The 21666-nt window shown below is 72.1% G+C and carries 17 protein-coding genes; 4 read left to right on the forward strand and 13 right to left on the reverse strand.

What is annotated here, in order from left to right:
* Positions 1-6: 6 nt before the first annotated feature.
* The gene (locus tag OG241_RS48415; RefSeq protein ID WP_405825368.1) at positions 7-1704 is read right to left on the reverse strand and encodes a cholesterol oxidase substrate-binding domain-containing protein; all 1698 of its coding nucleotides are present in this window, start codon (positions 1702-1704) and stop codon (positions 7-9) included.
* A gap of 116 nt (positions 1705-1820) precedes the next feature.
* Here OG241_RS48415 and OG241_RS48420 point away from each other — a divergent pair, with 116 nt between their 5' ends.
* Positions 1821-2804 carry an aldo/keto reductase gene (locus OG241_RS48420; protein ID WP_405825370.1) on the forward strand — a complete coding sequence of 328 codons (984 nt, stop codon included), beginning with the start codon at positions 1821-1823 and terminating at the stop codon, positions 2802-2804.
* Positions 2805-2822: 18 nt separating this feature from the next.
* On the opposite strand, the gene OG241_RS48425 is transcribed toward OG241_RS48420, so the two are convergent.
* Positions 2823-3170, reverse strand: a complete 348-nt coding sequence (locus OG241_RS48425) for a hypothetical protein (protein ID WP_405825372.1) — start codon at positions 3168-3170, stop codon at positions 2823-2825.
* A gap of 152 nt (positions 3171-3322) precedes the next feature.
* Here OG241_RS48425 and OG241_RS48430 point away from each other — a divergent pair, with 152 nt between their 5' ends.
* Entirely contained in the window at positions 3323-3823 is a 501-nt protein-coding gene (locus OG241_RS48430; RefSeq protein ID WP_405825374.1) for a DUF6328 family protein, read from the forward strand.
* Here OG241_RS48430 and OG241_RS48435 read toward each other — a convergent pair.
* The 4 genes from OG241_RS48435 to OG241_RS48450 all read right to left on the reverse strand — a co-directional run bounded on the left by OG241_RS48435 (position 3808) and on the right by OG241_RS48450 (position 8574).
* A complete protein-coding gene (locus tag OG241_RS48435) occupies positions 3808-4485 on the reverse strand; it encodes a DUF2238 domain-containing protein (protein WP_405825376.1) in 678 nt (225 codons plus the stop codon). The two genes, OG241_RS48430 and OG241_RS48435, sit on opposite strands and share 16 nt — an antisense overlap.
* 97 nt (positions 4486-4582) lie before the next feature.
* Entirely contained in the window at positions 4583-5761 is a 1179-nt protein-coding gene (locus OG241_RS48440) for a hypothetical protein (protein WP_405825378.1), read from the reverse strand.
* Between the two features lie 169 nt (positions 5762-5930).
* Positions 5931-7616: a serine/threonine-protein kinase gene (locus tag OG241_RS48445; RefSeq protein ID WP_405826849.1), complete on the reverse strand. Its 1686-nt coding sequence runs from the start codon at positions 7614-7616 to the stop codon at positions 5931-5933.
* Between the two features lie 280 nt (positions 7617-7896).
* Positions 7897-8574 (reverse strand): AIM24 family protein, encoded by a 678-nt coding sequence (locus tag OG241_RS48450; protein WP_405825379.1) that lies wholly within the window; start codon positions 8572-8574, stop codon positions 7897-7899.
* A 180-nt stretch (positions 8575-8754) separates the two neighbouring features.
* Between OG241_RS48450 and OG241_RS48455 the strand changes: the two genes are divergently transcribed.
* Entirely contained in the window at positions 8755-9570 is an 816-nt protein-coding gene (locus tag OG241_RS48455) for an SAM-dependent methyltransferase (RefSeq protein ID WP_405825381.1), read from the forward strand.
* Positions 9571-9597: 27 nt separating this feature from the next.
* Here OG241_RS48455 and OG241_RS48460 read toward each other — a convergent pair whose 3' ends face one another.
* Both OG241_RS48460 and OG241_RS48465 read right to left on the reverse strand, forming a co-directional pair.
* On the reverse strand, positions 9598-11109 hold the full coding sequence (locus OG241_RS48460) for a CAP domain-containing protein (protein ID WP_405826851.1): 1512 nt from the start codon (positions 11107-11109) through the stop codon (positions 9598-9600).
* 113 nt (positions 11110-11222) lie between these two features.
* Entirely contained in the window at positions 11223-13352 is a 2130-nt protein-coding gene (locus OG241_RS48465) for an alpha-galactosidase (RefSeq protein WP_405825382.1), read from the reverse strand.
* Between the two features lie 175 nt (positions 13353-13527).
* Here OG241_RS48465 and OG241_RS48470 point away from each other — a divergent pair, with 175 nt between their 5' ends.
* A complete protein-coding gene (locus OG241_RS48470) occupies positions 13528-14700 on the forward strand; it encodes an ROK family protein (RefSeq protein WP_405825384.1) in 1173 nt (390 codons plus the stop codon).
* 25 nt (positions 14701-14725) lie between these two features.
* Here OG241_RS48470 and OG241_RS48475 read toward each other — a convergent pair whose 3' ends face one another.
* The 5 genes from OG241_RS48475 to OG241_RS48495 form a co-directional block, all read right to left on the reverse strand.
* Positions 14726-17737, reverse strand: a complete 3012-nt coding sequence (locus OG241_RS48475) for an AAA family ATPase (protein ID WP_405825386.1) — start codon at positions 17735-17737, stop codon at positions 14726-14728.
* Between the two features lie 76 nt (positions 17738-17813).
* Positions 17814-18164 carry a UBP-type zinc finger domain-containing protein gene (locus OG241_RS48480; protein WP_405825388.1) on the reverse strand — a complete coding sequence of 117 codons (351 nt, stop codon included), beginning with the start codon at positions 18162-18164 and terminating at the stop codon, positions 17814-17816.
* Positions 18161-19666 (reverse strand): ATP-binding protein, encoded by a 1506-nt coding sequence (locus OG241_RS48485; RefSeq protein ID WP_405825389.1) that lies wholly within the window; start codon positions 19664-19666, stop codon positions 18161-18163. The genes OG241_RS48480 and OG241_RS48485 overlap by 4 nt, the downstream gene beginning before the upstream one ends.
* Positions 19663-21336 carry an FAD-dependent oxidoreductase gene (locus OG241_RS48490; RefSeq protein WP_405825391.1) on the reverse strand — a complete coding sequence of 558 codons (1674 nt, stop codon included), beginning with the start codon at positions 21334-21336 and terminating at the stop codon, positions 19663-19665. The genes OG241_RS48485 and OG241_RS48490 overlap by 4 nt, the downstream gene beginning before the upstream one ends.
* Positions 21312-21617: a hypothetical protein gene (locus OG241_RS48495; RefSeq protein ID WP_405825393.1), complete on the reverse strand. Its 306-nt coding sequence runs from the start codon at positions 21615-21617 to the stop codon at positions 21312-21314. The genes OG241_RS48490 and OG241_RS48495 overlap by 25 nt, the downstream gene beginning before the upstream one ends.
* Between the last annotated feature and the right edge of the window lie 49 nt (positions 21618-21666).

The raw sequence follows: 21666 nt of genomic DNA on the forward strand, positions 1-21666 counted from the left end.
GGGGCTTCAGCGCAGCAGCCGGTCGAGGAACGCGTTCCCGAACACGCCGTGCGGGTCGAGCCGGTCCAGGGTGCCGACGGCCTCCCGCCACACGGTGTCGCCGTAGGAGGCCGGGACCGCCGTGCCGATGACCTCCTCGTCGCTCCACCCGGCCGTGTCCGTGTACGCCCAGCCCTTGGACCACTCGACCCTGGTCAGCGCGTGCCCGCCGTCGTACGTCGCGAGGAGGAACTGTTCGAGCTCGCGGAAGAACTCCTCCGCGTACGGCGTCCCGGGCAGCGTCAGTACGTCCAGCCAGACGGCGGTGTCCCACTCGGGATGCCCGTCGACCGGTCGCAGCGCGGACAGCAGCGGGGCACGGGCGCCGGCCGAGTCGGCGTCGCCCGGGCGGTCGAGACCGGTGGCGCGGATCTCGACCGTGCCGTTGACCGGGAAGCGGCCCGACGCGGCGTACGCAGCCAGACGTTCCCGGTAGAACCCGGTGAACTCCGCGATGACCCGCTGCACCTGGGCCCGGCTGGTAAGCACCGCGTACCCGTTCGCGGTGACCCGCAGGGTCGTCGGCCTGACGTACAGCAGCGTGTTCTTCGACGGCCCCCAGATGTCCGCCGACAGCGTCGCCACGAGCCCGAGCGCGGCCACGTCCAGCTGCGCGTTGCCGAGCACCGGCGCGAGATACCAGGCCCCGTCGGAGAGGATCCGCCCGACGAGGTCGGCCACCAGGGTCGGGACGTTGTCGGAGAAGGGGTAGTTGTACGGCGACGACACGTGCCGCGAGGCCAGCGGTCTGGTCGGCGCGACGCTCCACACCTTCAGCCAGGGGGACTCGGTGAAGGCGAACCAGATCGTCTCGACCCGCCCGGCCTCGTCCAGGAAACTCGCGAAGGTCCGCCCGCCGGAGCCGCCGCCGGGTGCCGCGAAGAGCTCCGCCGCCGAGATGTCCGTACGGCTGACACAGCGCAGATTGCTGTTCGCCCCCACCCGCAGCACCACCTCGACGACCAGGGACCGGCCGAGGTGGGTGAGGAGCGCCGCGCAGTCCGCCTCGTCGCGGTGGAAGGTCCGCAGGACGTAGGCGCCGGAGTCCTCGTCCCACACGACCGCCGTAAGCCGCAGCACGAGGTTGCTGAGCGAGCCGTACGTGTGGCCGGGCACCGCGGTCTCGCCGGCGGCCGGTACGGCGGTGCCGTGCGCGTCGACGGCCAGCGCGCCGCCCAGCGTGAGGTCGCCGGGTGCGGGCGCCGCGGTGACCCCGAGTCCGTGCCGCTCCAGGTAGGTGAGGAGGGCCTCCAGGGTGACACCGGTACCGGCGCGCACGGAGGCCGGGCCGGTGGACTCCAGGGCGAGGCCGGTGAGCTGGGGAGCGGTGTCCACGATCAGCACGCGCGCGCCGGGCTCCGTACCGGCGGTGAGCGTGAGGGGCGACCAGCCGTGCGCGGAGCCCCGGGCGCGGACCGTCCAGCCTTGCTGCCAGGCCCAGTTGACCACGGCGACGACCTGGTCCGGGTCGGCCGGCGCGCAGGCCCACAGTCCGTCGGCGGTGATCTCGCCGACCCAGTTGCGGTAGCCGGAGCGGTAGGGCGTGACGGCCGCCGGGAAGCCGGGAAGCTCGTCGGCGGCGACGGCCGGGTCGGCGGCGATCGGAACCAGGGCGAGGGAGGCCGCGCCGAGCAGGAAACCGCGACGCGCCAAGTGATCAGCCATCAGGTCACGCTAAAGGGTGACGAGCTCGAATTAGTTGCCGCGTTCATCGATTCACCCGTGTGGGTGACATGCGGCCCTGGTCCGCGGGCAGGTCGGACGGATGAAAGACTGGCGCCATGGAAGAACGTGCAATCGGTAGGTCGGGTCAGCGGGCGTCGGTCATCGGCCTCGGAACATGGCAGCTGGGCGCCGACTGGGGCGACGTGGAGGACAAGGACGCCCTCGCGGTGCTGGACGCGGCGGTCGAGTCGGGAGTGACCTTCTTCGACACGGCCGACGTGTACGGCGACGGGCGCAGCGAGCAGACCATCGCCGCCTTCCTGCGCGGCAGGCCCGAGCTGGACGTGCTGGTCGCGACCAAGATGGGCCGTCGGCTGGACCAGCTCCCGGAGAACTACGTCCTCGACAACTTCCGTGCCTGGAACGACCGTTCGCGGCGCAACCTCGGCGTCGACCGGATCGACCTGGTCCAGTTGCACTGCCCGCCGACCCTGGTCTACTCCTCCGGCGAGGTCTTCGACGCACTGGACACCCTGGTCGAGGAGGGGCGTATCGCCCGGTACGGCGTCAGCGTCGAGACCTGCGCGGAAGCACTCACCGCGATCGCCCGCCCCGGCGTGACCAGCGTGCAGATCATCCTCAACGCGTTCCGGATGAAGCCCCTCGCCGAGGTGATCCCGGCCGCCGAGAAGGCGGGCGTCGGCATCATCGCCCGGGTGCCGCTCGCCTCGGGCCTGCTGTCGGGCAAGTACACCAAGGACACGGTGTTCCCGGAGAACGACCACCGCACGTACAACCGCCACGGCGAGGCCTTCGACCAGGGCGAGACCTTCTCCGGTGTCGACTACGCCACCGGCGTCGAGGCGGCGGCCGAGTTCTCCGCGCTGGCCCCGGAGGGGTACACGCCGGCGCAGCTGGCCCTGCGCTGGATCCTCGAGCAGCCCGGTGTGACCACGGTGATCCCGGGCGCCCGCTCGGCCGAGCAGGCCCGCGCCAACGCGGCGACCGCCGCCCTGCCGCCGCTGTCGCAGGAGACGCTCACCGCGATCCAGGACCTCTACGAGCGCCGGATCAAGGCTCAGGTGGAGAGCCGCTGGTAGCGGACCGGCGTACGCGTGTCACGGCTCCAGGAGCAGTTGCCGTTCCTGTTCCTGGTCGCCGGAGACACTGCCCTGGTCGTGGGCGGTGAACGTACCGGTGAGGGTGTCGCCCGCGCAGCGGACGGCCGTGGGAGTGCCCTGCATGGTGACCATCACCGGCGCCGACAGCGGCGTCCTGGTCGGATGACCGGGCGCGAGTGACGCCGTACCGACGGTGAACGCGGCCGTGTGCACCGTCGAGTGTCCGTCGTCGTCCCCCGGGGACTCGTCCGCCGGCCCGAAGGCCGATTCCAGGGCTCGTACGATCGTCTGAGCGTCGGCGGCGGTGCCGCCACTGACCGTGAGGGTGAGCTGCGTCCCGGACATGGCCGGACCTCTTCTCGACGTGGGCACCGTGGTGCGATACGAGTAGCCCTCCCCCCGATCACTCAAACCCGCCGGTCCGGACCTGATCGATTTCGCGGAGACGGGGAACCCGTAGCCGACAGGACGCGAGGGCGAGTGGGCCGGGAGGAATCATGGTGGACACGGACGGCGCGGCCGGCTCGCGCGAACGTGGGCGCACGGAGACCGAGGACGAGCGGGCCGACCGTATGTGGGGCGAGCTCATCCAGGAGGTGCGGGTCGCGCAGACGGGTGTGCAGATCCTGTTCGGTTTCCTGCTGACCGTCGTCTTCACCCCGAGGTACCCGCAGCTGGGCCAGACGGAACACACGATCTACATCGTCACCGTCGTGCTGGGGGCCGCCGCGACCGGCGCCCTCATCGGGCCGGTCTCCCTGCACCGGATCGTCTCCGGACGCCGGGTGAAACCGCAGGCCGTGCGCTGGGCCTCGCGCCTGACCTTCACCGGTCTGGTGCTGTTGCTCGCCACCATGACCTCGGCGTTGCTGCTGGTCCTCAGGGTGGCCACCCACGACGCGTACGTGCCCTGGCTGGTCGCGGGGATCGTCGCCTGGTACCTGGCCTGCTGGTTCGTGCTGCCGCTGTGGACGCGGTACCGCTACACCACGGACTGAGCGCGGGCGCGCAGCGCCGCGAGCTGCCGGTCGTGGAGGCGGCTCAGCAGGAGCACCGAGAGGGTCGCACCGATCAGCGCGCAGAACATGTCCCACTGCGTGTCCCACACGTCGCCCTGCGTGGCCAGGAAGTCGTCGGCCGCGGCGCCACCGATCACGGCCGCCGCCCACTCGAACATCTCGAACAGCGCGCTGAAGGCCAGACAGGCGCACACGGTCAGCGGCGCGAGCCAGCGGCTGCCGCGCAGCGGTGACGTCCGGCTCAGCAGTTCCCGTACGAGCACGGCCGGCACGAAGCCCTGCATCAGGTGGCCGAGCCGGTCGTACGGATTGCGGTCGAGGCCGAACGTGTCGCGCGCCCAGTCGCCCAGCGGGACCTGTGCGTAGGTGTAGTGGCCGCCCACCATCAGGACGAGCGCGTGGAGCGCGAGCAGGCAGCACAGCAGGTTGGTGAGGGGGAAGCGCCGCCAGGTCAGGACGATCACGGGCAGCCCGACCAGGATCCAGAACGTCTCCAGGAACCAGGTCATCAGGTCGTGCGGCTGCCAGACGGAGACCGCCAGCGCGACGGTCACCAGCCCGGCGAGCAGCACGGGAAGGTGTCGGCGCGGGGCGCCGGTGGCGGCGGGGACAAGGCGGGAGGCGGTGTCAACTGCGGGCATCGGGACGCTCCTTGTGGTGGAGCACCATCGTGGCGGAGCGTCCCGGCCCCCCGCTTGAGTACGCGTACTCAAGCGGGGGCGCCCGTGTCCTCAGGTGCTACGCGGGCGAAGTACGTGCCCCGCGCAGCGCCGTGATGCACGAGGCGATGGCCTCCTGGAGCTCCTCCAGCTGCTGGACCATGTCGTCCTCGGCGAACTCCTGGACGTCGTCGAAGGTCAGCTCCTCGAACGCCTTCGTCGCCTTCGTCAGGCTGCTGTAGAACTTGGTCCGCCGTTCCTGGACGCGCAGCTCCGGGTCGGCCTCCACGGCCTCGACGACGAGGTTCTTGAGGGTGTCGTAGGCCTCGCTCGCCCACTCGCCGGTGTCCTCGTCCTCGTCCAGCTCGTCGAGGAGGGACAGATGCCGTTCGGCCTCCTGACGCAGGTCGACGGGGGCTTCGATGGTCTGTCCGGCGGGCGTCTTCACCTGGCCGGACTCGGCGATCTGGCGCACGTATCCGACGCGGTCGGCCGACCGGGACTCGGTGGCCACGGCCTTCTTGAGGTCGTCGGCGCGGACGATGTCACGGGCCAGCTCGGCCTGGAGGTCCGGGTCCTCCTTGATCCGGTCGAGCAGTGCGTGCCGGGCGGCGCGGGCGGTCGAGGGGTCGGCCATGATCGCGGCCCGCAGCGCGGTGGGGTTCTCGGCGACCTCCAGCGCCTTGGTCGGCCGGATGCCCTCCGCCTCGGCGGCCTCGGAGATGGCGACGCCGCGCTCCGAGCCCGCGCTGGAACGGGAGCTGTAGTAGGTGAGCCACAGGTCGGCGCCCGGGAGTTCGACCTCCGCGCCCGGGGCCAGCGCCTCGAAGTGCGGGACGACACCGTCGTCGGCGGCCTTGTCCCAGGCCTTGTAGTAGCGCATGACCCGCTCGGGCGAGCAGTCGGCGAGGGCGGCGAACTCCTTGGCGGAGACCTTCGGCGTCTCACCGGCGGCCTGACCACCGGGCCGCACACTCCGCGCCACCCTCAGCCCGAAGGCCCAGCCTCCGGTGCGCACGTAGGCCCCGAACTCCTGTGCGTCGCGCGCCACGAGGGGGGACACGTCGGCGGGGGCGACGGAGGCGGCGTCGGTGTCGTCGGCGTCATCGGTGTCATCGGCGTCGTCGGTGGCGTCCCGCTCCGCCGACGGCTCGGACCACTCGGACCCGTCGAACTCCTCGGACACGGGGGGCATCTCGGGCGTCTCGGCGGGCTCAGGCGTCCCGGACGTTTCGGACGGGGCGATCGCTACGGTCACAGGTGACTCTCCCGGGCAGGCTGGACGGAGTGCGAAGGTGCAGACAGGCAGCCTATATGCGCGCATTGACGCTGCTTTGACAGACCGGGCCCGACCCCGGATCCCGGCCTGTCACCGGGTCCGTACACCCGGTGGTCGACACGTGTACCCGCCCATGGCTGCGGGCGGTTCACTCTCTGAAGGTCCGCAGGAAGGTGTCCAGTGCCTGCCGGTTGGCGGTGTCGTTCCAGTCGGCCGCAGGTGTCGTCCAGCGCAGCGAGTAGCCCGTCTTCTCGCCGGTGAGGAAACCCCGGCCGAAGGTCCGGATGCGGGTGCCCTCGAAGTCGGACAGCCACTCCATGTCGGCCCCGCTCCGCCCGTGATACGTCGTCGCCCTGATCGCGCCGATCCGCTGGAAGCCGATGTTCGCCTGGATCAGGCCGGGTTGGACGTCGTCGCGCCACACGGCCACGGGGTCCGGGCGCAGCAGTTGGCTGTACGTGACGGTCAGGGTGCGCGGGTCGTCGTCGGCGCCGAACACGATGCGGTAGGCCACGTTGCCGGGGGAGACCTCCTCACTCAGCCGCTTCCACCCCTGGGGGAGGGCGATGGTGAACCCTTCGGGCGCGTTGTACACCCGGAACCCCGCAGGCAGGGCCTCGGCGGTCCCGCCGGTGGGCGAGGGCGTGGGAGTGGGGGTGGGCGCGGGAGGCGTGGAGGGCGGCGCCGACGGAGTCGGCGAGGCCGGTACGGAGGGGGAGGGACTCGGCTGTGGGATCTGGTCGGGGATGCTGGCGCCGCCGCCCGTGGAGGGGATGGACGGGACGGGAGCGACGGCGGACGGTGTGGTGTCCGCGCCGGACGCTGAGGCGTCGATGCCGGGCAGGTTGTCCGTCGTGGCGAGAACGGCGACGGTGACGACGGCCAGGGCCGTACCGGCGAGGACGAGTTTGCGGGCGGCACCTCCGTTCCCGATCCGGCCGACGCGCCGCGCTCCGACGACGGCACTGGCGCCGGCGCCGCGCGGCCGGACCGAGGGCAGCGGTTCGTCAGAGGTGTCGGGTTCGTCCCTGATGACGCGCAGCAGGGCGTCCCGTGCCACCGGAGCGGTCAGCCGTTCCCGGGCGTTCTTGCGCAGCAGCCCCTGGATGACCTGGGTGAGAGGACCGGCGCGCACCGGGCTGCGCAGCGGCAGCCGGTCGACCGCCTTGAGCGTGGCGTCGGGCCGCCCCCGGTCACGGAAGGGCGGCCGCCCCTCGGCCATCGCGTAGAGGAGCGCGCCGAGCGCCCACAGGTCGTCCGACGGCTCGGCGCGCGCGCCGTGGGCCTGCTCGGGTGAGGCGAACGAGGGCGCGCCGACCCGGGACGCGGACGTGGCCCCCGCCAGACCGAAGCCGGTCACCACGACCGGCCCCTGGTCCCGCACGAACACCTGGCCGGGACTGAGTTCGGCGTGCACGATGCCCTCGCGGTGCGCGGCCTCCAGCACGTCGAGCACTTCGAGGGTGATGCGCGCCGCCCGCACGTAGTTGAACGTGCCCTGCCGTTCGAGGAGTTCGCTGAGCGGTGTGCCGTCGATCCACTCGGCGACCGTCCACAGGGTGCCGAACTCCTCGAGGACGTCGATCACGACGCCCACCCGGCCGGGCACAACCAGTCCGAGGATCTCGGAGGCGCGCATCACCCGGGCGATGGCCCGGCGCGCGGTCTGCTCCCGGGGGTCGGGCGGGAGCTGGATCTGGGTGAGGACGACCGGGCGCTCGGACGAGGTGTCCTCGCCGTACCAGGAGACCCGGTTCGTTTCGCGATGGACGACATCGAGGAGTCGGTACCTTCCGGCCACCAACTCGTGTGTGGAGACGTGCGCCTTGACCATGGCCATCCCTCGCTGAACCCCTGGCTTTCACCTTTCCCAGAGGTACGAGGGGTGCGACGGGGTCTGTTCAATAATTCCGCAACTCCCGGGCCCGATTTTCCTTTTATTCATCTGCGGCGAGCGGGTGTGCGAAGAAACGGGGACTTTCCATGGCAGCGCGTGACGGCCCGCACACGATCTTTCCACCGGATCCCCGCCTCCCCCCTCACACTTCCCGGTGCACGAGGAAGCCCAGCAGCGCCCGCAGCGATCACGTGCCGAGGCACGAGTCGCGGGAGCGTCAGTGCTGTTGGGCCTTCTGCGGAGTCGCCTCGCTCGGCCGTACGACGACGAACCCCTCGCCCTGGAGCATGAGCTGGACGGCCTCGCCGGAACCGCCGCGGATCATCGAGCCGATGGACTGCGAACGGTGCAGCGACGTCTGCAGGCTCGCCGTCCAGCCCACCACCGCGTCCGTGTCGACGTACACCGGATACTGCGGCGAGACCGGGATCACCAGCGGATTGCCCTCGCAGACCAGCCCCAGCCGCCCCTGCCCGGTGAAGACACTGTTGAACAGGCCGCCGCCGCTGATTCCCGCCCCCTTCACGGTCTTGATCTCGTACGTCAGGGACGCGTCGAAGCACAGCACGTTGCGTCCGTTGACCGTGAAGACGTCACCCGGGTCGATCTCGACGATGAAACAGTTCTGCGCCTCGTGTGCGAACCAGGCCTCGCCCTGTCCGCGCACCGTCATCAGCGGCAGCCCCTCGCCCGTGACCGCGCGCTTCAGCATGCCGCCGACGCCCTGGCCCTTGCGCTCGAACTGGAGGTTGCCGCGGTAGGCGATCATCGCGCCCTGGCGGGCCAACATCTCACCGTTGACCGCGTACTTGATCGACTTGGCGTTCTCGGTGGTCATACCGGGCGCTGTGGCCGGCTGCACCATGTACTCACTGGAAAAGAGGTCACCCTTCATGCGGGCATCGTGTCCCGGAGGGTGCCGTTCCGCCAGGAGAACGCGCGGAAAGGGGCGACGAGCAGGCGAACGGCGACCGGAAGGGAGCTCCGGGTCCGGACGATCCGCGCCGTCGGCGGTGCCGGTGACGCTACGTTGTAGGGCAGGGCCAACTACTGTTCCCCACAAGGAGGTTGCCCGGTGACGCAGGACTCGTCCGCCCCCGGCACACAGACGCCCGAGAAGATCGACACGACGGTGCCGCACTCGGCCCGGATCTGGAACTACTGGCTCGGCGGCAAGGACAACTACCCGGTCGACCACGCGGCGGGCGACGCCTTCCGCGAGGTCTTCCCGGGCATCACCGACCTGGCCCGTGACTCCCGTGCCTTCCTCGGCCGCGCCGTGCGTCACCTGGCCGGCGAAGCCGGGATCCGGCAGTTCCTCGACATCGGCACCGGCCTGCCCACGGCGGACAACACTCACGAGATCGCCCAGCGGGTGGCTCCCGACGCCCGTGTCGTCTACGTGGACAACGACCCCCTCGTCCTGACTCATGCCGCGGCCCTGCTCACCAGTTCTCCCGAGGGCGTGACCGCCTATGTCGACGCCGACCTGCACGATCCCGACGCCGTCCTCCGGGAAGCGGCGCGGACCCTGGACCTCGAACGGCCGGTCGCTCTCACCCTGATGCAGGTCAGCGGGCACATTGCCGACTACGACGAGGCGCGCGCCATCGTCAGGGCGCTGTTGGGCGCCCTGCCGTCGGGCAGTTTCCTCGCCTTCAACGACAGCGTGGACACCAACAAGGCCAACGCCGAGGCCACCCGCCTCTACAACGAGAGCGGGGCTGCCCCCTACCACCTGCGGAGCCCGCAGCAACTCGCCGGGTTCTTCGACGGCCTGGAACTGCTGGCCCCCGGAGTCGTCCCCCTCACCGACTGGCGCCCCGATCCCGGGACGGCCGCCACGACCGGCGAGGTGATCGCCCTGGGCGGTGTCGCACGCAAACCGTAGACGGGCGGCGACCGTTGGGGAGAGGAGTCAGGCGCCGAAGAGCTGGGTCCAGTACGTGCCCGCCTTGCCGCCGCCCGCGAAACCGATGCCTATGTGCGTGAACTCCCGCTTGAGGATGTTGGCGCGGTGCCCGGGGCTGTTCATCCACCCCTCCACGACTTCGGCGGGGGAGCGCTGCCCGCACGCGATGTTCTCGCCGATCGTCCGCCGGGTGGACCCCGCGGCGGCTGCCCGGTCCCACGGCTGGCTGCCGTCGGGCCCGGTGTGCGAGTAGAACGCGCGGACCACCATGTCCGTACTGTGTGCCTGCGCGGCCCGGGTGAGCAGGGTGTCGGTGGCCAACGGCGGCAGCCCGGCCCGGGTGCGCTCCCGGTTGGTGAGGTCCGTGACCTCGGCGGCCGTTCGTACCAGGTCACCGGGCATGAGGGGGCGGGCCCAGAGGGCGGTCCAGTACGTGTCACCCGTACGGGACCCGGTGACGTGTGCCACGCCGACCTGGGTGAACGCGGGGTCGCGCAGGGTGCGCCGGGCCTGTTCGGTGCGCAGGCAGTAGTCGACGAACTCCTCGGGCGTACGCGGGCCGGAGACCAGGTGCTCGCCGACGGTCAGATATGTGTACCCGGTGTCGGTGACGCGCTGGTGGACCGAGGTGCCGTCCCGGCTCTCGGTGCCGAGGCGGCCGGCCGACGCCATGTCGTCGGCGTGCGCCTGCGCGGCGGCGCCGAGCCGCCCGTCGAGGGAGACGGGCGGAGAACCGGCAGCGGCCCGGGCGGAGTTCACGAGGCCGAGGAACCCGTCGGCGGGAGCGAGCGGGCCCGGTGTTCCGGCGGCCGGGTACCCCGACCCCGGCGACACGCCGGCCGGGGGAGCCGACCCGCCGGCGCCGGCCGATGACGGGCCGCCCGTCGGCCGGGACCGCCGGGCAGCCGCCTCCGACAGACGGGAGGCCACGCCCGACAACCGGGAGGCGGCGCCGGACAACCGGGCCGGTGCGCCCATCCGCACACCGGCCGTCGAAGGCGGTGCGGTGAACCCTGGCGAGGGCTGCGCCGAGGAGGCGTCGTCCGTGACGTCCACCCCGAAGTCCCGGGCCAGGCCCGCCAGCCCGTCCGCGTACCCCTGCCCCAGTGCACGCAGCTTCCAGCCCGCGCCCCGCCGGTACAGCTCCGCCAGCAGCAGGACCGTCTCCCGCTCCGGGCGCGGCGGCGTGAACCGGGCGAGCGGACGGCCTCCGGGGCCGGTGACCTGGAGTGTGGGCGCGGGGAGCCCGCCCAGCGCCGCACCCGGATCGGCCGGGCTGACCACCACCGTGACCCGGGTGGCGCCGGGCCGCAGAGCCGCCGGATCGACGGTGAGGGTGTCGCCGTGCAGCCGGGCTCCTGGTGCGGCCGGCTGGTTGTAGAACACGAAGTCGGCGTCGCCGCCGACCTTGCCGCCGTCGTCGGTCACCAGCGCGCTCACATCGAAGGGGCCCGGCACCCGGAGCGTCAGGGTGCCGCCCGGAAGGGGCGTGTTGCCCCCGGGGACCAACTCGCTCATCGCGCCTGCCCTGGGGTCGTCGTTCGCGCCCTCGGGGGCGTTGCCCCTGTAACGCACGGCCGGGGCGCCGCGGTTCCCCGGCCGTTGCGACAGCCGACCGGGGAACGGGCCGGCTACGCCTCCTCGACGCGCACCAGGTGCACGGCCGTGCTGGACCAGTCGCCGGGCGCGAGGTCGAGCCGCATCCCGTAGTCGACGAGCACGTTCGCGTGGTGGACGGCACCCGTGCGCGCGTCCCGGTACCGGGCGCCGGGGGTGAGGCCCCGCAGCCGCACCGGAATCCGCGGAAGGCCGTGCCGGGGGCCGTAGCGGAAGCCCAGCACCAGGGCCTCGGCCCCGTTCTCGCCGACGTACTGCAGAGCCGTCGGCTCCTCCCCGAGCGGCCCCGACAGCCGGTACAGCTCACCGTGCTGCACCAGATGCCGCACCGTCTTGTACTCGGCGACGAGCGCCGCGCCCTCCGCGAGCTCCTCCTGCGACCAGCGGGTGAGGTCACCGCCGATGCCGAGCAGCCCGCACATCGCCGCATGGAAACGGAACCGCAACGGCACCGAACGCCCGGTGAGCTGATTGGGCACGTCGGTCACCCAGGCGGACATGGCACGCGCCGGATACACCTGTCCGAACCCGTGCTGGATCACCAGCCGGTCCACGGCGTCCGTGTTGTCGGACGTCCACGCCTGGTCCGTACGGGACAGGATGCCGAGGTCGATCCGGCCGCCGCCGCCACTGCACGTCTCCACGCGCAGTCCGGGATGGTCGGCGCGCAGCCGGTCGATGACGTCGTACAGATTCGCCACGTACCGCGTCCACAGCCGGTCGTCGCCGTCCGGCCGCCCCGACCAGCCCGACTCGCCGAACGAGCGGTTCATGTCCCACTTGAGGAAGTCGATCCCGTGGTCCCCGACCAGCCGGGTGAGCCAGCCGTACGCCCACTCGGCCACTTCGTCGCGTGCGAAGTTCAGGACGAGCTGGTTGCGCAGCTCGGTGCGGGACCGGCCGGGAAGGTGCAGCACCCAGTCGGGGTGCTCGCGGTACAGCTCGCTGTCCGGGTTGACCATCTCCGGCTCGACCCAGATCCCGAACCGCATGCCCAGCCCGTGCACGGCGTCGGTCAGCGGCTTGAGCCCGTCGGGGAAGCGCTCCGGAGTCGGCGTCCAGTCGCCCAGCCCCGCCCGGTCACTGCGCCGCGCCCCGAACCAGCCGTCGTCCACGACATACAGCTCCACCCCGAGCAGGGCGGCCCGCTCGGCCAGCGCCAGCTGGCTCGCCTCGTCGACGTCGAAGCCGGTGGCCTCCCACGAGTTGTAGAGCACCGGCGCCAACTCCCGTGCGGTGGGCAGCACATGGGTCGTCGTGTACGTGTGCCAGGCGCGGCTCGCCGCACCGAACCCGCCGTCCGTGCACAGTCCGGCGAACACCGGCGTGGTGAACTCCTCGCCCGGCGCGAGCGGAACACCCGTACCCTCATGGCCCACGCCCCCGGTGAACCCGGCCAGCCCGTCGGGGGTGCGCTGCGCGGTGATGCGCCAACTCCCGCTCCAGGCAAGGGCCGCACTCCACACCCGGCCGTGCTCCTCCGTCGCCCCGCCCGCGTCGAGCATCACCCACGGGTTCGCGTGATGACTGGTGATGCCGCGTCGGCTGGTCAGCACCGTCTCGCCGAACGGCAGCGTGTCGCGCCGCAGTTGGCTCTCGGCCGACCACTGGCCGGTGACATGGCTGAGCCGGTAGTCGCGCAGCGGCGGCAGCGTCCAGGCGGCGGAGTCGGCACGCAGCAGGTCGACGTGCTCGTCACCGGCGTTGCGCACCACGGTCCGGCGCTCGATGACGTCCGAGTCGGTGCGGACCGTGTAGTGCAGCGCGACGTCGAGGGGGTAGAGACGGTCGCGGAACTCCAGCACCAACTCACCGACTCCGGGGGCCGGTTCGAGGACCCGGTGACCGGTCGGCACCCATTCGAAGCCGCGGGAGGAGTCCGCGTACCGCACCTGGAGAGAAGGCGGGCCGTAGCGGGTGCCGCCGTCGACGGGGAGTTCCTCGCCCACCGGGGTCCGGCCCTCGAAGCTGCTCGCCGAGTCCTCAGCCGGGGCGACCAGCGCGCCCGCCTCCGTGAGGGTCAGCCGTGGCCCCCACGCGAGATGACACGGCGCGCCGCTCTCGTCGATCCGCAGCGCGTACGACGTGCGCGGTGTGGTCAGCAGCCAGACCCCGGTGTCCGGGGAGTGGGAGATCAGCGGCATGGTGCCTCACGTTCGTGGTACTGGCGTTACTGGGCGAAGCCAAGCGCAGCCATGGAACTCGTGTCAATGGGATGTCTGTATCGGCTTTTCGCAAGTCTAGATGCCTCTCCAGGGATGGTTCGTCTCCTTGGTGCTTCTTTCATTGACAGGGGAAAATAAGCTAGGGTTCCCGGCCATGCCCTCGACCTTCCGTGCCGAGGCGTTTCCGGCCCGTACGCCGACCGCCTCGTTGATCTTCACCACGGTCCTGTCCCACGGCCCCCTCACCCGAGCCGACGCGGCCCGGCGCGCGGGGCTGTCCGCCGCCGCCGTCACCAAAGCGGTCCGCCCGCTGATCGAGGCCGGCTATCTGGTCGAGGACGAGGATGCGGAGACCCGTCCCGGGCTGGGGCGCCCCGCGAACCCCATACGTGTCGACGGCGGCCGGGCACTGTTCATCGGCATCAAGATCACCGGCGACGAGATCTTCGGCGTGCTCACCGACCTGTGCTGCCGTGTCCGGGTCGCCCGGAACCTGCCGCTCACCGCCCGGGCCCCGAGGGCGGTGCTGGTCTCGGTCGCCGAGCTGGTCCGGGAGCTGCTCACCGAGGCGGACGGTTTCGGGGTGCCGGTGCTCGGCTGCGGTATCGCCGTCGCCGGAGAGATCGACCGCGCCGAGGGCGTCGTACGGTACTCGCCGTTCCTTCAGTGGCGTGACATGCGGCTTGCCGAGCCGGCCGCCATGACCATCGGGCTGCCCGTCACGGTCGACAACGACGTGCGCGCGCTCACCGTCGCCGAGCAGTGGTTCGGCGCCGGGGTGGGGCTGTCCGACTTCGCCGTGGTGACCGTCGGCGCCGGCATCGGCTGCGGGCTCGTGGTCCACGGGCGCGTGGTCGAGGGGACGCACGGCGTGGCCGGCGAGATCGGGCACCTCGTCGTCGATCCGGCGGGCCCGCCCTGTCACTGCGGCAAGAGGGGCTGCCTGCAGGCGTTCGCGGGGGACGCGGAGATCGTCGCCCGGGTCCGGGAGGCCACGGGCTCCGGAGTCATCGACAGCGCAGAGGCCGTCGCCCTGGCCCACGCGGGTCATCCCGGAGCGCGGGAGGTGTACGCGCGAGCGGGTGAGGCGATCGGCCGGGGCATCGCCACCGTCGCCAATCTGCTCGGCCCCGAGCGCGTGATCATCTCCGGCGAGGGGCTGGCCGCGTACGACCTGTTCGCCGACCAGATCCGCGACGCGTTCACCGCCACCGCCTTCGGCTCCGCCGCCCGCTGCGAGCTGCTGACCCGGCCGCTGCCCTTCGAGGAGTGGGCGCGTGGGGCGGCGGCGACGGCGATCCGGTCCTTCGTCAGAGCGGAACAGTAGGAGCAGAGCGGGTCAGGACCTCGCGTCAGCGTGGCTCCGGCGCGGGATCCGCCGTGGACGCGGTCGCCGCCGTCGAGGCCGGTGGGATCAGCCCCTCCCGGTAGGCGACCGCCACCGCCTCCCCGCGGCTCGCGGCGCCCAGCTTGGCCAGGATGTTGGAGACATGGACGCTCGCCGTCTTGCCGCTGATGAACAGTTCCTCGCCGATCCGACGGTTGCTGCGGCCGAGGGCGAGCAACCGCAGGACGTCCTGTTCACGGGCGGTGAGCGGGGTCGGTGACGAGGCGGCGCCGGCGTCCTCGGCGGGGGAGGGGTCCGTGAGCCGGCCGCGCCGGATCAGGGCGTCCACGTCCCGGAGCAGGGGTGCGGCGCCCAGGCGCAGCGCCGTCTCCCGTGCCGCGCGAGCCTGCGCGGCCGCCTCCGCACGGTGGCCGTCCGCCAGCAGGGCCTCGGCGAACCGCCTTCTGCAGCGCGCCTGTTCATAGACGTCGCCGAAGTCGAACGCCGTGACCGCCCGCTCCCACGCCTGGGTTTCGGGACCGGCGGTCGCCCGGGCCCACTCCGCCTCGGCACGGGCCAGCCAGGCGTGTCCCTCCGGGCCCTGCGGGGATCCGTCGCGGCCGATCGAGCCCCGGGACCGGGCGAGCTCCAGCAGCTCGGCCGCCGTGTCCGTCCACCGCGCGGTCCCCTCCTCGTCGCCGTTCCGGCGAAGCCGGCCGGTCGTGTCGGCGACGGCGGCCAGTGCGAGGGCGACGAGCCGGACCGCGACCTCCGGACGCGCCCCGGCGTCGTCGGTGAGCGCCTTCACCGTGCTGTGCACACGCTCCACGGCCGCCTCGGGGTCACCCGCCAGGGCGGCGGCGTCCGTGAGCACCACGCTCGCGACCAGCGTGGCCATCCAGTCGAACGGGCCGTCGAGGAGAGCCCGGGCCCGGTCCACGGCGCCCAGGTCACCGCGCGCCAGGGCGACGTACAGCGAGGGCCCGGCCACGTAACCGGCGGCCGCGGGCAGCACCTCGGTGTCGGCCGCCGCCGCGCGGACGCACTCGTCCCACCGGCCCAGGGTGTACAGCACCAGGGAGTGCAGATAGCGCATCTCCAGGGGGTACGGCGATGACAGGAGGCCGGCGCGGCGGGCGCGGTCCAGGCCCTCCGAGAGCCACGGCAGGCACTCCTCCAGCAGACCGGACTCGAAGGAGCCGATCGCCAGATTGAACAGCGCCCGCATCTCCACCGGTGTACAGCTCGCCCGCCGGGCCAGTTCCCTGGCTTCCCGGAGCCGCTCGCGGGCCTCGGGCGTGCGCCGGCCCCCCGCTTCGAGACCGGCCACGGAGATCATGAGGTCGGCCTGCGCGTCGAGGGCCTGCAGCTCCTCGGCCACGGTGAGCGCCTGCCGCGCCACTCGCAGCGCTGTCTCGTTGTCGCCCATCTGCCGTGCCGCCATGACATGCGTGGCCGCCGCCCACACCCACGTCCGTGACGGAGGGTCGGCCGGGATCAGGGCAAGTGCCTCACTGCTGTACGCGAACGCCGCCGCCAGGTGGTCGATGCTCATGAGGTTGTCGGCGAGGGTGTAGCGGACACGGGCCGCGAGTTCGGTGTCCGTGTCCTGGCCGACCCCGGCGAGAGCGGCCCGGGTGAGTGACACCGCGCGGTGCGAGTCCCCGGCGTGCGCCGCCGCCGCCGACGCCCGCAGCATCAATGTCACCGTGTCCACGCCCTCGCCCGTGGGACGGGCGCCCGCCTCCACCGCCGGCCACATGTCGAGGGCGGCCTCCAGATGCCGCAGCTCCTCCGCGGGCGCGCCGACACGATGGGCGTGATCGGCCGCCTCCAGGGACGCCGTCAGCGCCTCGGCGAGATCGTGGCTCTCCCGGTAGTGGTGGGCCCGCTCCGCCGCGCTCTCGGCCGGGCGCCCCCTCCCGGCCAGCAGCCGCGCGAACGCCCCGTGCAGCCGCGACCGCTCGCCGGGCAGCAGATCGGCGTAGACGGCCTCACGGGCGAGCGCGTGCCGGAAGGAGTACGTGTCGCCCTCGCCGGGGACGAGCACCTGGCGTCCGACCGCCTCGCGCAGCGCCGACTCCAGCTCGTCCTCCGGCAGCCGCACGGCGTCGCTCAGCAGCTCGTGCTCGACGCGCCGCCCCGCGACGGCCGCCGTACGCAGCACCTGCTGGGCCGTGTCGCTCAGTTGCTCGAAGCGGATGAGGAGAACGTCGGCGAGCCCGCTGGGTACGCCCCCCGACTCCGCGTCGGTGGCCGCGAGCAGCTCCTCCGCGTAGAACGCGTTGCCCTCGGCCCGCTCGACGATCCGGCGGACGGTCATGTCGGGCAGCGGCCCCTCGCCCAGGGCACGCACCAGCCGGGCCACCTCGGCGTCGGCCATCGGCCGCAGCTCCAGCCGCTCCACGGCGGGCAGCCGCACCAGCTCCGCGAGAAGGGGGCGCAGCGGATGGCGGCGATGGAGGTCGTCCGCGCGGTACGAGGCGAACACCGCGAGCCGGTGGCCGGGCACGCCGCCCGCCGGCGCCTGGAGCACGCCCCGGCTGAGCAGGAAGCGCAGCAGATCCCGGGACGACTGGTCGGCCCAGTGCAGGTCCTCCAGGACGAGCAGCAGGGGAGCGACCTCGGTGACGGCGGCCAGCAGCCCGGCCATCCCCTCGAACAGCCGCAGCCGCCCGCCGGCGTCCTGCACTCCGTCCTCCGCCCCGCCGCCGAGCAGCCGGCCGACCACGGGATGCGCGGCGAGCGCCGCCGCGAACCGCTCGTCGGCGGCCAGCACGCCCAGGATCTCGGTGAACGGCAGATACGGGAGCCCGACGTCACCGAGATCGACGCAGTGCCCCGTGAGCACGGTCATTCCCCGGTCGGAGGCCCGCCCGGCGGCCTCCGCCAGGATCCGCGTCTTGCCCACCCCGGCGTCCCCGGCGATGAGCACGGCACGGGCCTCACGGACACGGGCACGGTCCAGCACACCGCCGAGGCGGCTCAGCTCGTCGTCCCGGCCGATGAGCGGGGTGTTGTACAGGTTCTGCGGCACGGATCAATCCTGGCACGCGCGCGCCGACGACCTGCTCGCCCCCGGGCCGCCGGGGCCAGTGCGGCTGCCCGGGGGCTCAGCGCAGCGTCTCCGCCCAGTTCGCCGGGACGCGTCCCGCGGGCCCCGGCGCGGGCTGGTCGAGCGGGTGGCTGGCCGGGGGAGCGAGGGCCGGGCCGTTCTCCTCCAGCTCGGACGTCTCGAAGTTCCAGAACCAGGCCTCGCCGGGCTCGTAACTGCGGATCACCGGATGGCCGGTGTCCCGGAAGTGGCCGGTGGCGTGCTTGGCAGGTGAGTCGTCGCAACAGCCGATGTGCCCGCACTGGGCGCAGCGCCGCAGATGGAACCACCAGCCGCCGACGGCGTCGCACTCGACGCATCCCGCCCCGCTGGGCGGGACGCTGGGGTCGATTCCGGTGTCCTTGGTCATGACGGCTCCTGGGCCGGGGCGGAGCCCACGGCCGGGTCGGGGTCGGATTCGGTGTCGGTCCCGGTCTCGGGGTCCGTGGCGGTGAGGGGGAGCAGGACCTGGAAGCGGGTGTCGCCGGGTACGGACTCGACCTTGAGATCGCCGTGGTGCTTGTTGACGACGATCCGCCAGGAGATGTCGAGCCCCAGCCCCGTCCCCTCGCCCACCGGCTTGGTGGTGAAGAACGGGTCGAAGATCCGGCCGCGGATCTCGGCCGGCACCCCCGGGCCCGTGTCGCGGAACTCCACCAGCAGCCGGTCGTGCACCAGCGCCGTCCGAACGGTCAACGTGCCGTCCCCGCCCGCGCTGTTGATGGCGGACACCGCGTTGTCGATCAGGTTGGTCCACACCTGGTTCAGCTCGGCGGGGTAGGCCGGAATCCGCGGCAGCGAACGGTCGTACTCCTTCACGACCTTGACGCGTGAGCCCATCTTCCCCGACAGCATCAGCAGGGTGCTGTCGAGGAGTTCGTGCACGTCGGCGACCTGATAGGGGGCGCGGTCCAGCTGCGAGTACTGCTTGGCGGCGTCGACGAGGTGCGAGATGCGCGTGGTGGAGTCCTCGATCTCGGACATCAACAGCTCGGTCTCGACCGTGTAGTTGAGCCACCTGACGGCATTCGGGAGCATCTCCGTGTCCACGGCCGCCGCGACCTGTTCGAGCCAGTCGACGTCGAGACCGCCCTGCACGAAGGCCGGTGCGATCTGCCAGCCGCCCTGCACACCGTGGTCCTCGAGCCAGTCGGCGAGTTCGTCCTCCCGGTCGGACGCTTCGAGCGGGCTCAGCGACTGCGCCTTCGCGACCCGCTCGGCCGTCCGGTCCTGGATGTCGACCAGGCTCTTCAGGGACTCGCGCTGGTAGGGGCCCGAGGCGAGGATTCCGAGCTTCTGCCGCATATGGGCCACTCGGTCGCGCAACGTCGACGTGGCCCGCACCGCCGCGGCGGCCGGGTTGTTCAGTTCATGCGTCAGTCCGGCGGACAACGAGCCCAGCGCGAGCAGCCGTTCGCGCTGCCCGACGGCCCGCTGCGTGGTCTGCGTACCGAGGAAGAGCCCCTCCAGGAGATGGACCGCCATCGGAAACCACTCGTGCATGACGGCCGAGAACGAATCGGCGGGCAGCACGAAGAACCGGGTCGGTTCCGAGACCCGCAACGAGTTCACGTACCCCCGAGGCTTCCCGTCCCCGAGGTACGCCTGCACGGCCCCCGCGTACACCCCGCTCTGGGACGTCCGGCTCACCTCGACGTCGTCGCCGCCCACCCGGCGCGACATGATGACCGTGCCCTCGATCATCACGTAGAAGCAGGTGGCCGGGTCACCCTCGGCGAACACCGGCCCCGGGTCGAACAGTTCTACCCGGCCCTCGCTGCACAGCCTGCCCAGCTGCTCGGCGGTCAGCTTCTCGAACAGGAACAGCGCCCCGATCTCGCCGGGGCTGCACGGCATCAGGCGGCCGCTCACGACTGCTCCAGATACCGGTGTACGAGCATCACGGCCATGGCTCCCTCTCCGACGGCGGACGCGACCCGCTTGGCGGACTCCGCGCGAGCGTCCCCGGCGACGAACACGCCGGGGATGTTGGTCTCCAGGTGGTACGGCGGCCGGTCCAGCTCCCAGTTGGCCGGTGGCCGCCCGTCGGCGGTCATGTCGGGCCCGGCGAGGATGAACCCGCGCTCGTCGCGCAGCACCGTGCCGTCCAGCCAGTCGGTCAGCGGGGCCGCGCCGATGAACACGAACAGCCACTGCGCGTCGACCAGTTCGGTCTGCCCGCTCGTCGTGTCGCGCAGGGTCAGCTGCTCCAGGTGGCCGTCGCCGTGCGCGGCCTCGACGACCGTGTGGGCCCGCACCGAGATGTTCGGCGACTGGGCGATCTGCTGGATCAGATAGTGCGACATCGACGCCGTGAGATCCGCTCCGCGCACCAGCAGCGTGACCGACTTGGCGCCCCTGGACAGGTACATCGCCGCCTGCCCGGCCGAGTTGGCGCCGCCCACGATGTAGATGTCGTGGCCCTGGCAGGCGGCGGCCTCGGTCAGCGCCGACCCGTAGAACACCCCGCAGCCCGCCAGCTCGGTGGCGCCCGGCGCCTCCAGCTGCCGGTACGACACACCGGTCGCCAGGATCACACTGTGCGCAGCGATCTGCGACCCGTCCGCGAACCGCACGAGCCGAGCCGAGCCGCTCACCTCCAGGCCGGTCACCTCGCGCGCGGAGAGGATCTCGGCGCCGAACTTGGTGGCCTGGCGCCGCGCCCGGTCGGTGAGCTGGCCGCCGGACACCCCGTCCGGGAAGCCCAGGTAGTTCTCGATGCGTGAACTCTGGCCGGCCTGCCCGCCGGTGGCCGACCGCTCCACCAGCACCGTACGCAGCCCCTCGGAGGCCCCGTACACGGCGGCGCCGAGCCCGGCCGGTCCGCCGCCGATGACGACCAGGTCGTAGAAGTCGGCCGTGGGCGTGGTCGCCAGCCCCACGTGCGCGGCCAGTTCGGGCACCTCCGGCTCGACGAGCGCCGTACCGTCCGCCGTGATCACGACCGGCAGCCGCTGCCCGTCCTGGCCCGCGGCCGCGAGCAGCCGCTGCCCCTCGGGCTCCTCGGTGGAGTACCAGCGGTACGGCACCTGGTTGCGGGCCAGGAACTCCCGTACGTCCGACGAGCGCGCCGACCACCGGTGACCGACCACCTTGGTGCTCGGCACGGGCCGGAAGTCACTGCACCGCCAGGCCGTCAGGAGATCGTCGAGCACCGGGTAGAGCTTCTCCTCGGGCGGATCCCAGGGCTTGAGGAGGTAGTGGTCGAGGTCGACGACGTTGATCGCGTCGATCGCCGCGTTGGTGTCGGCGTACGCGGTGAGCAGCACCCGGCGCGCGCCGGGATAGACGTCCAGGGCCTGTTCGAGGAACTCGATGCCGTTCATCTGGGGCATGCGGTAGTCGGCCAGGATCACCGCCACCAGATCACCGCGCAGTTTCAGCTCCCGCAGCGCCTCCAGCGCGGACTCGCCGGACTCCGCGCGCACGATCCGGTACGACTCGCCGTAGCGCCGCCGCAGGTCGCGGGCGACGGCCCGGGACACCCCGGGGTCGTCGTCCACGGTCATGATTACACCTACGGTAGACCTCTCGGGCGCCATAGAACGACCGTACGTGACGGGGAGGGGCCACGGCGACGGCAACGGTGATCCGGGCAGCACGTGAGTACCTGCAGGTAGGCGACCACCAGAGCCACCAGCGCCCCTGATCCAGTCAGCACGCCGAAGGCGAGCTTGACCAGGTCGAACAGGGTCGACGCACTGAGCTGCCGCTCGGGCTTGAGGGATCGGGCGCCCAGCAGGTCCCAGCCGATGAACAGGGCCGCGGCGGTCACGGCTTGGGCGGCGGTGAAGGTCCAAGGAATGGCACCGGCGCCCGCCACCGCCGCGAAGCATCCAGCGCCACACCCAGTAGGGCTCCAGCCGCCGCCT

The organism is Streptomyces sp. NBC_01390 (assembly GCF_045040105.1).
Classification (GTDB): Bacteria; Actinomycetota; Actinomycetes; order Streptomycetales; family Streptomycetaceae; genus Streptomyces.

What these genes read in the sequence shown, in the direction of transcription:
- OG241_RS48415 (WP_405825368.1), bottom strand. Translation starts at nt 1,704, where the DNA reads ATGGCTGATCACTTGGCGCGTCGCGGTTTCCTGCTCGGCGCGGCCTCC.
- OG241_RS48420 (WP_405825370.1), top strand. Translation starts at nt 1,821, where the DNA reads ATGGAAGAACGTGCAATCGGTAGGTCGGGTCAGCGGGCGTCGGTCATC.
- OG241_RS48425 (WP_405825372.1), bottom strand. Translation starts at nt 3,170, where the DNA reads ATGTCCGGGACGCAGCTCACCCTCACGGTCAGTGGCGGCACCGCCGCC.
- OG241_RS48430 (WP_405825374.1), top strand. Translation starts at nt 3,323, where the DNA reads ATGGTGGACACGGACGGCGCGGCCGGCTCGCGCGAACGTGGGCGCACG.
- OG241_RS48435 (WP_405825376.1), bottom strand. Translation starts at nt 4,485, where the DNA reads ATGCCCGCAGTTGACACCGCCTCCCGCCTTGTCCCCGCCGCCACCGGC.
- OG241_RS48445 (WP_405826849.1), bottom strand. Translation starts at nt 7,616, where the DNA reads ATGGTCAAGGCGCACGTCTCCACACACGAGTTGGTGGCCGGAAGGTAC.
- OG241_RS48450 (WP_405825379.1), bottom strand. Translation starts at nt 8,574, where the DNA reads ATGAAGGGTGACCTCTTTTCCAGTGAGTACATGGTGCAGCCGGCCACA.
- OG241_RS48460 (WP_405826851.1), bottom strand. Translation starts at nt 11,109, where the DNA reads ATGAGCGAGTTGGTCCCCGGGGGCAACACGCCCCTTCCGGGCGGCACC.
- OG241_RS48465 (WP_405825382.1), bottom strand. Translation starts at nt 13,352, where the DNA reads ATGCCGCTGATCTCCCACTCCCCGGACACCGGGGTCTGGCTGCTGACC.
- OG241_RS48470 (WP_405825384.1), top strand. Translation starts at nt 13,528, where the DNA reads ATGCCCTCGACCTTCCGTGCCGAGGCGTTTCCGGCCCGTACGCCGACC.
- OG241_RS48480 (WP_405825388.1), bottom strand. Translation starts at nt 18,164, where the DNA reads ATGACCAAGGACACCGGAATCGACCCCAGCGTCCCGCCCAGCGGGGCG.
- OG241_RS48490 (WP_405825391.1), bottom strand. Translation starts at nt 21,336, where the DNA reads ATGGCGCCCGAGAGGTCTACCGTAGGTGTAATCATGACCGTGGACGAC.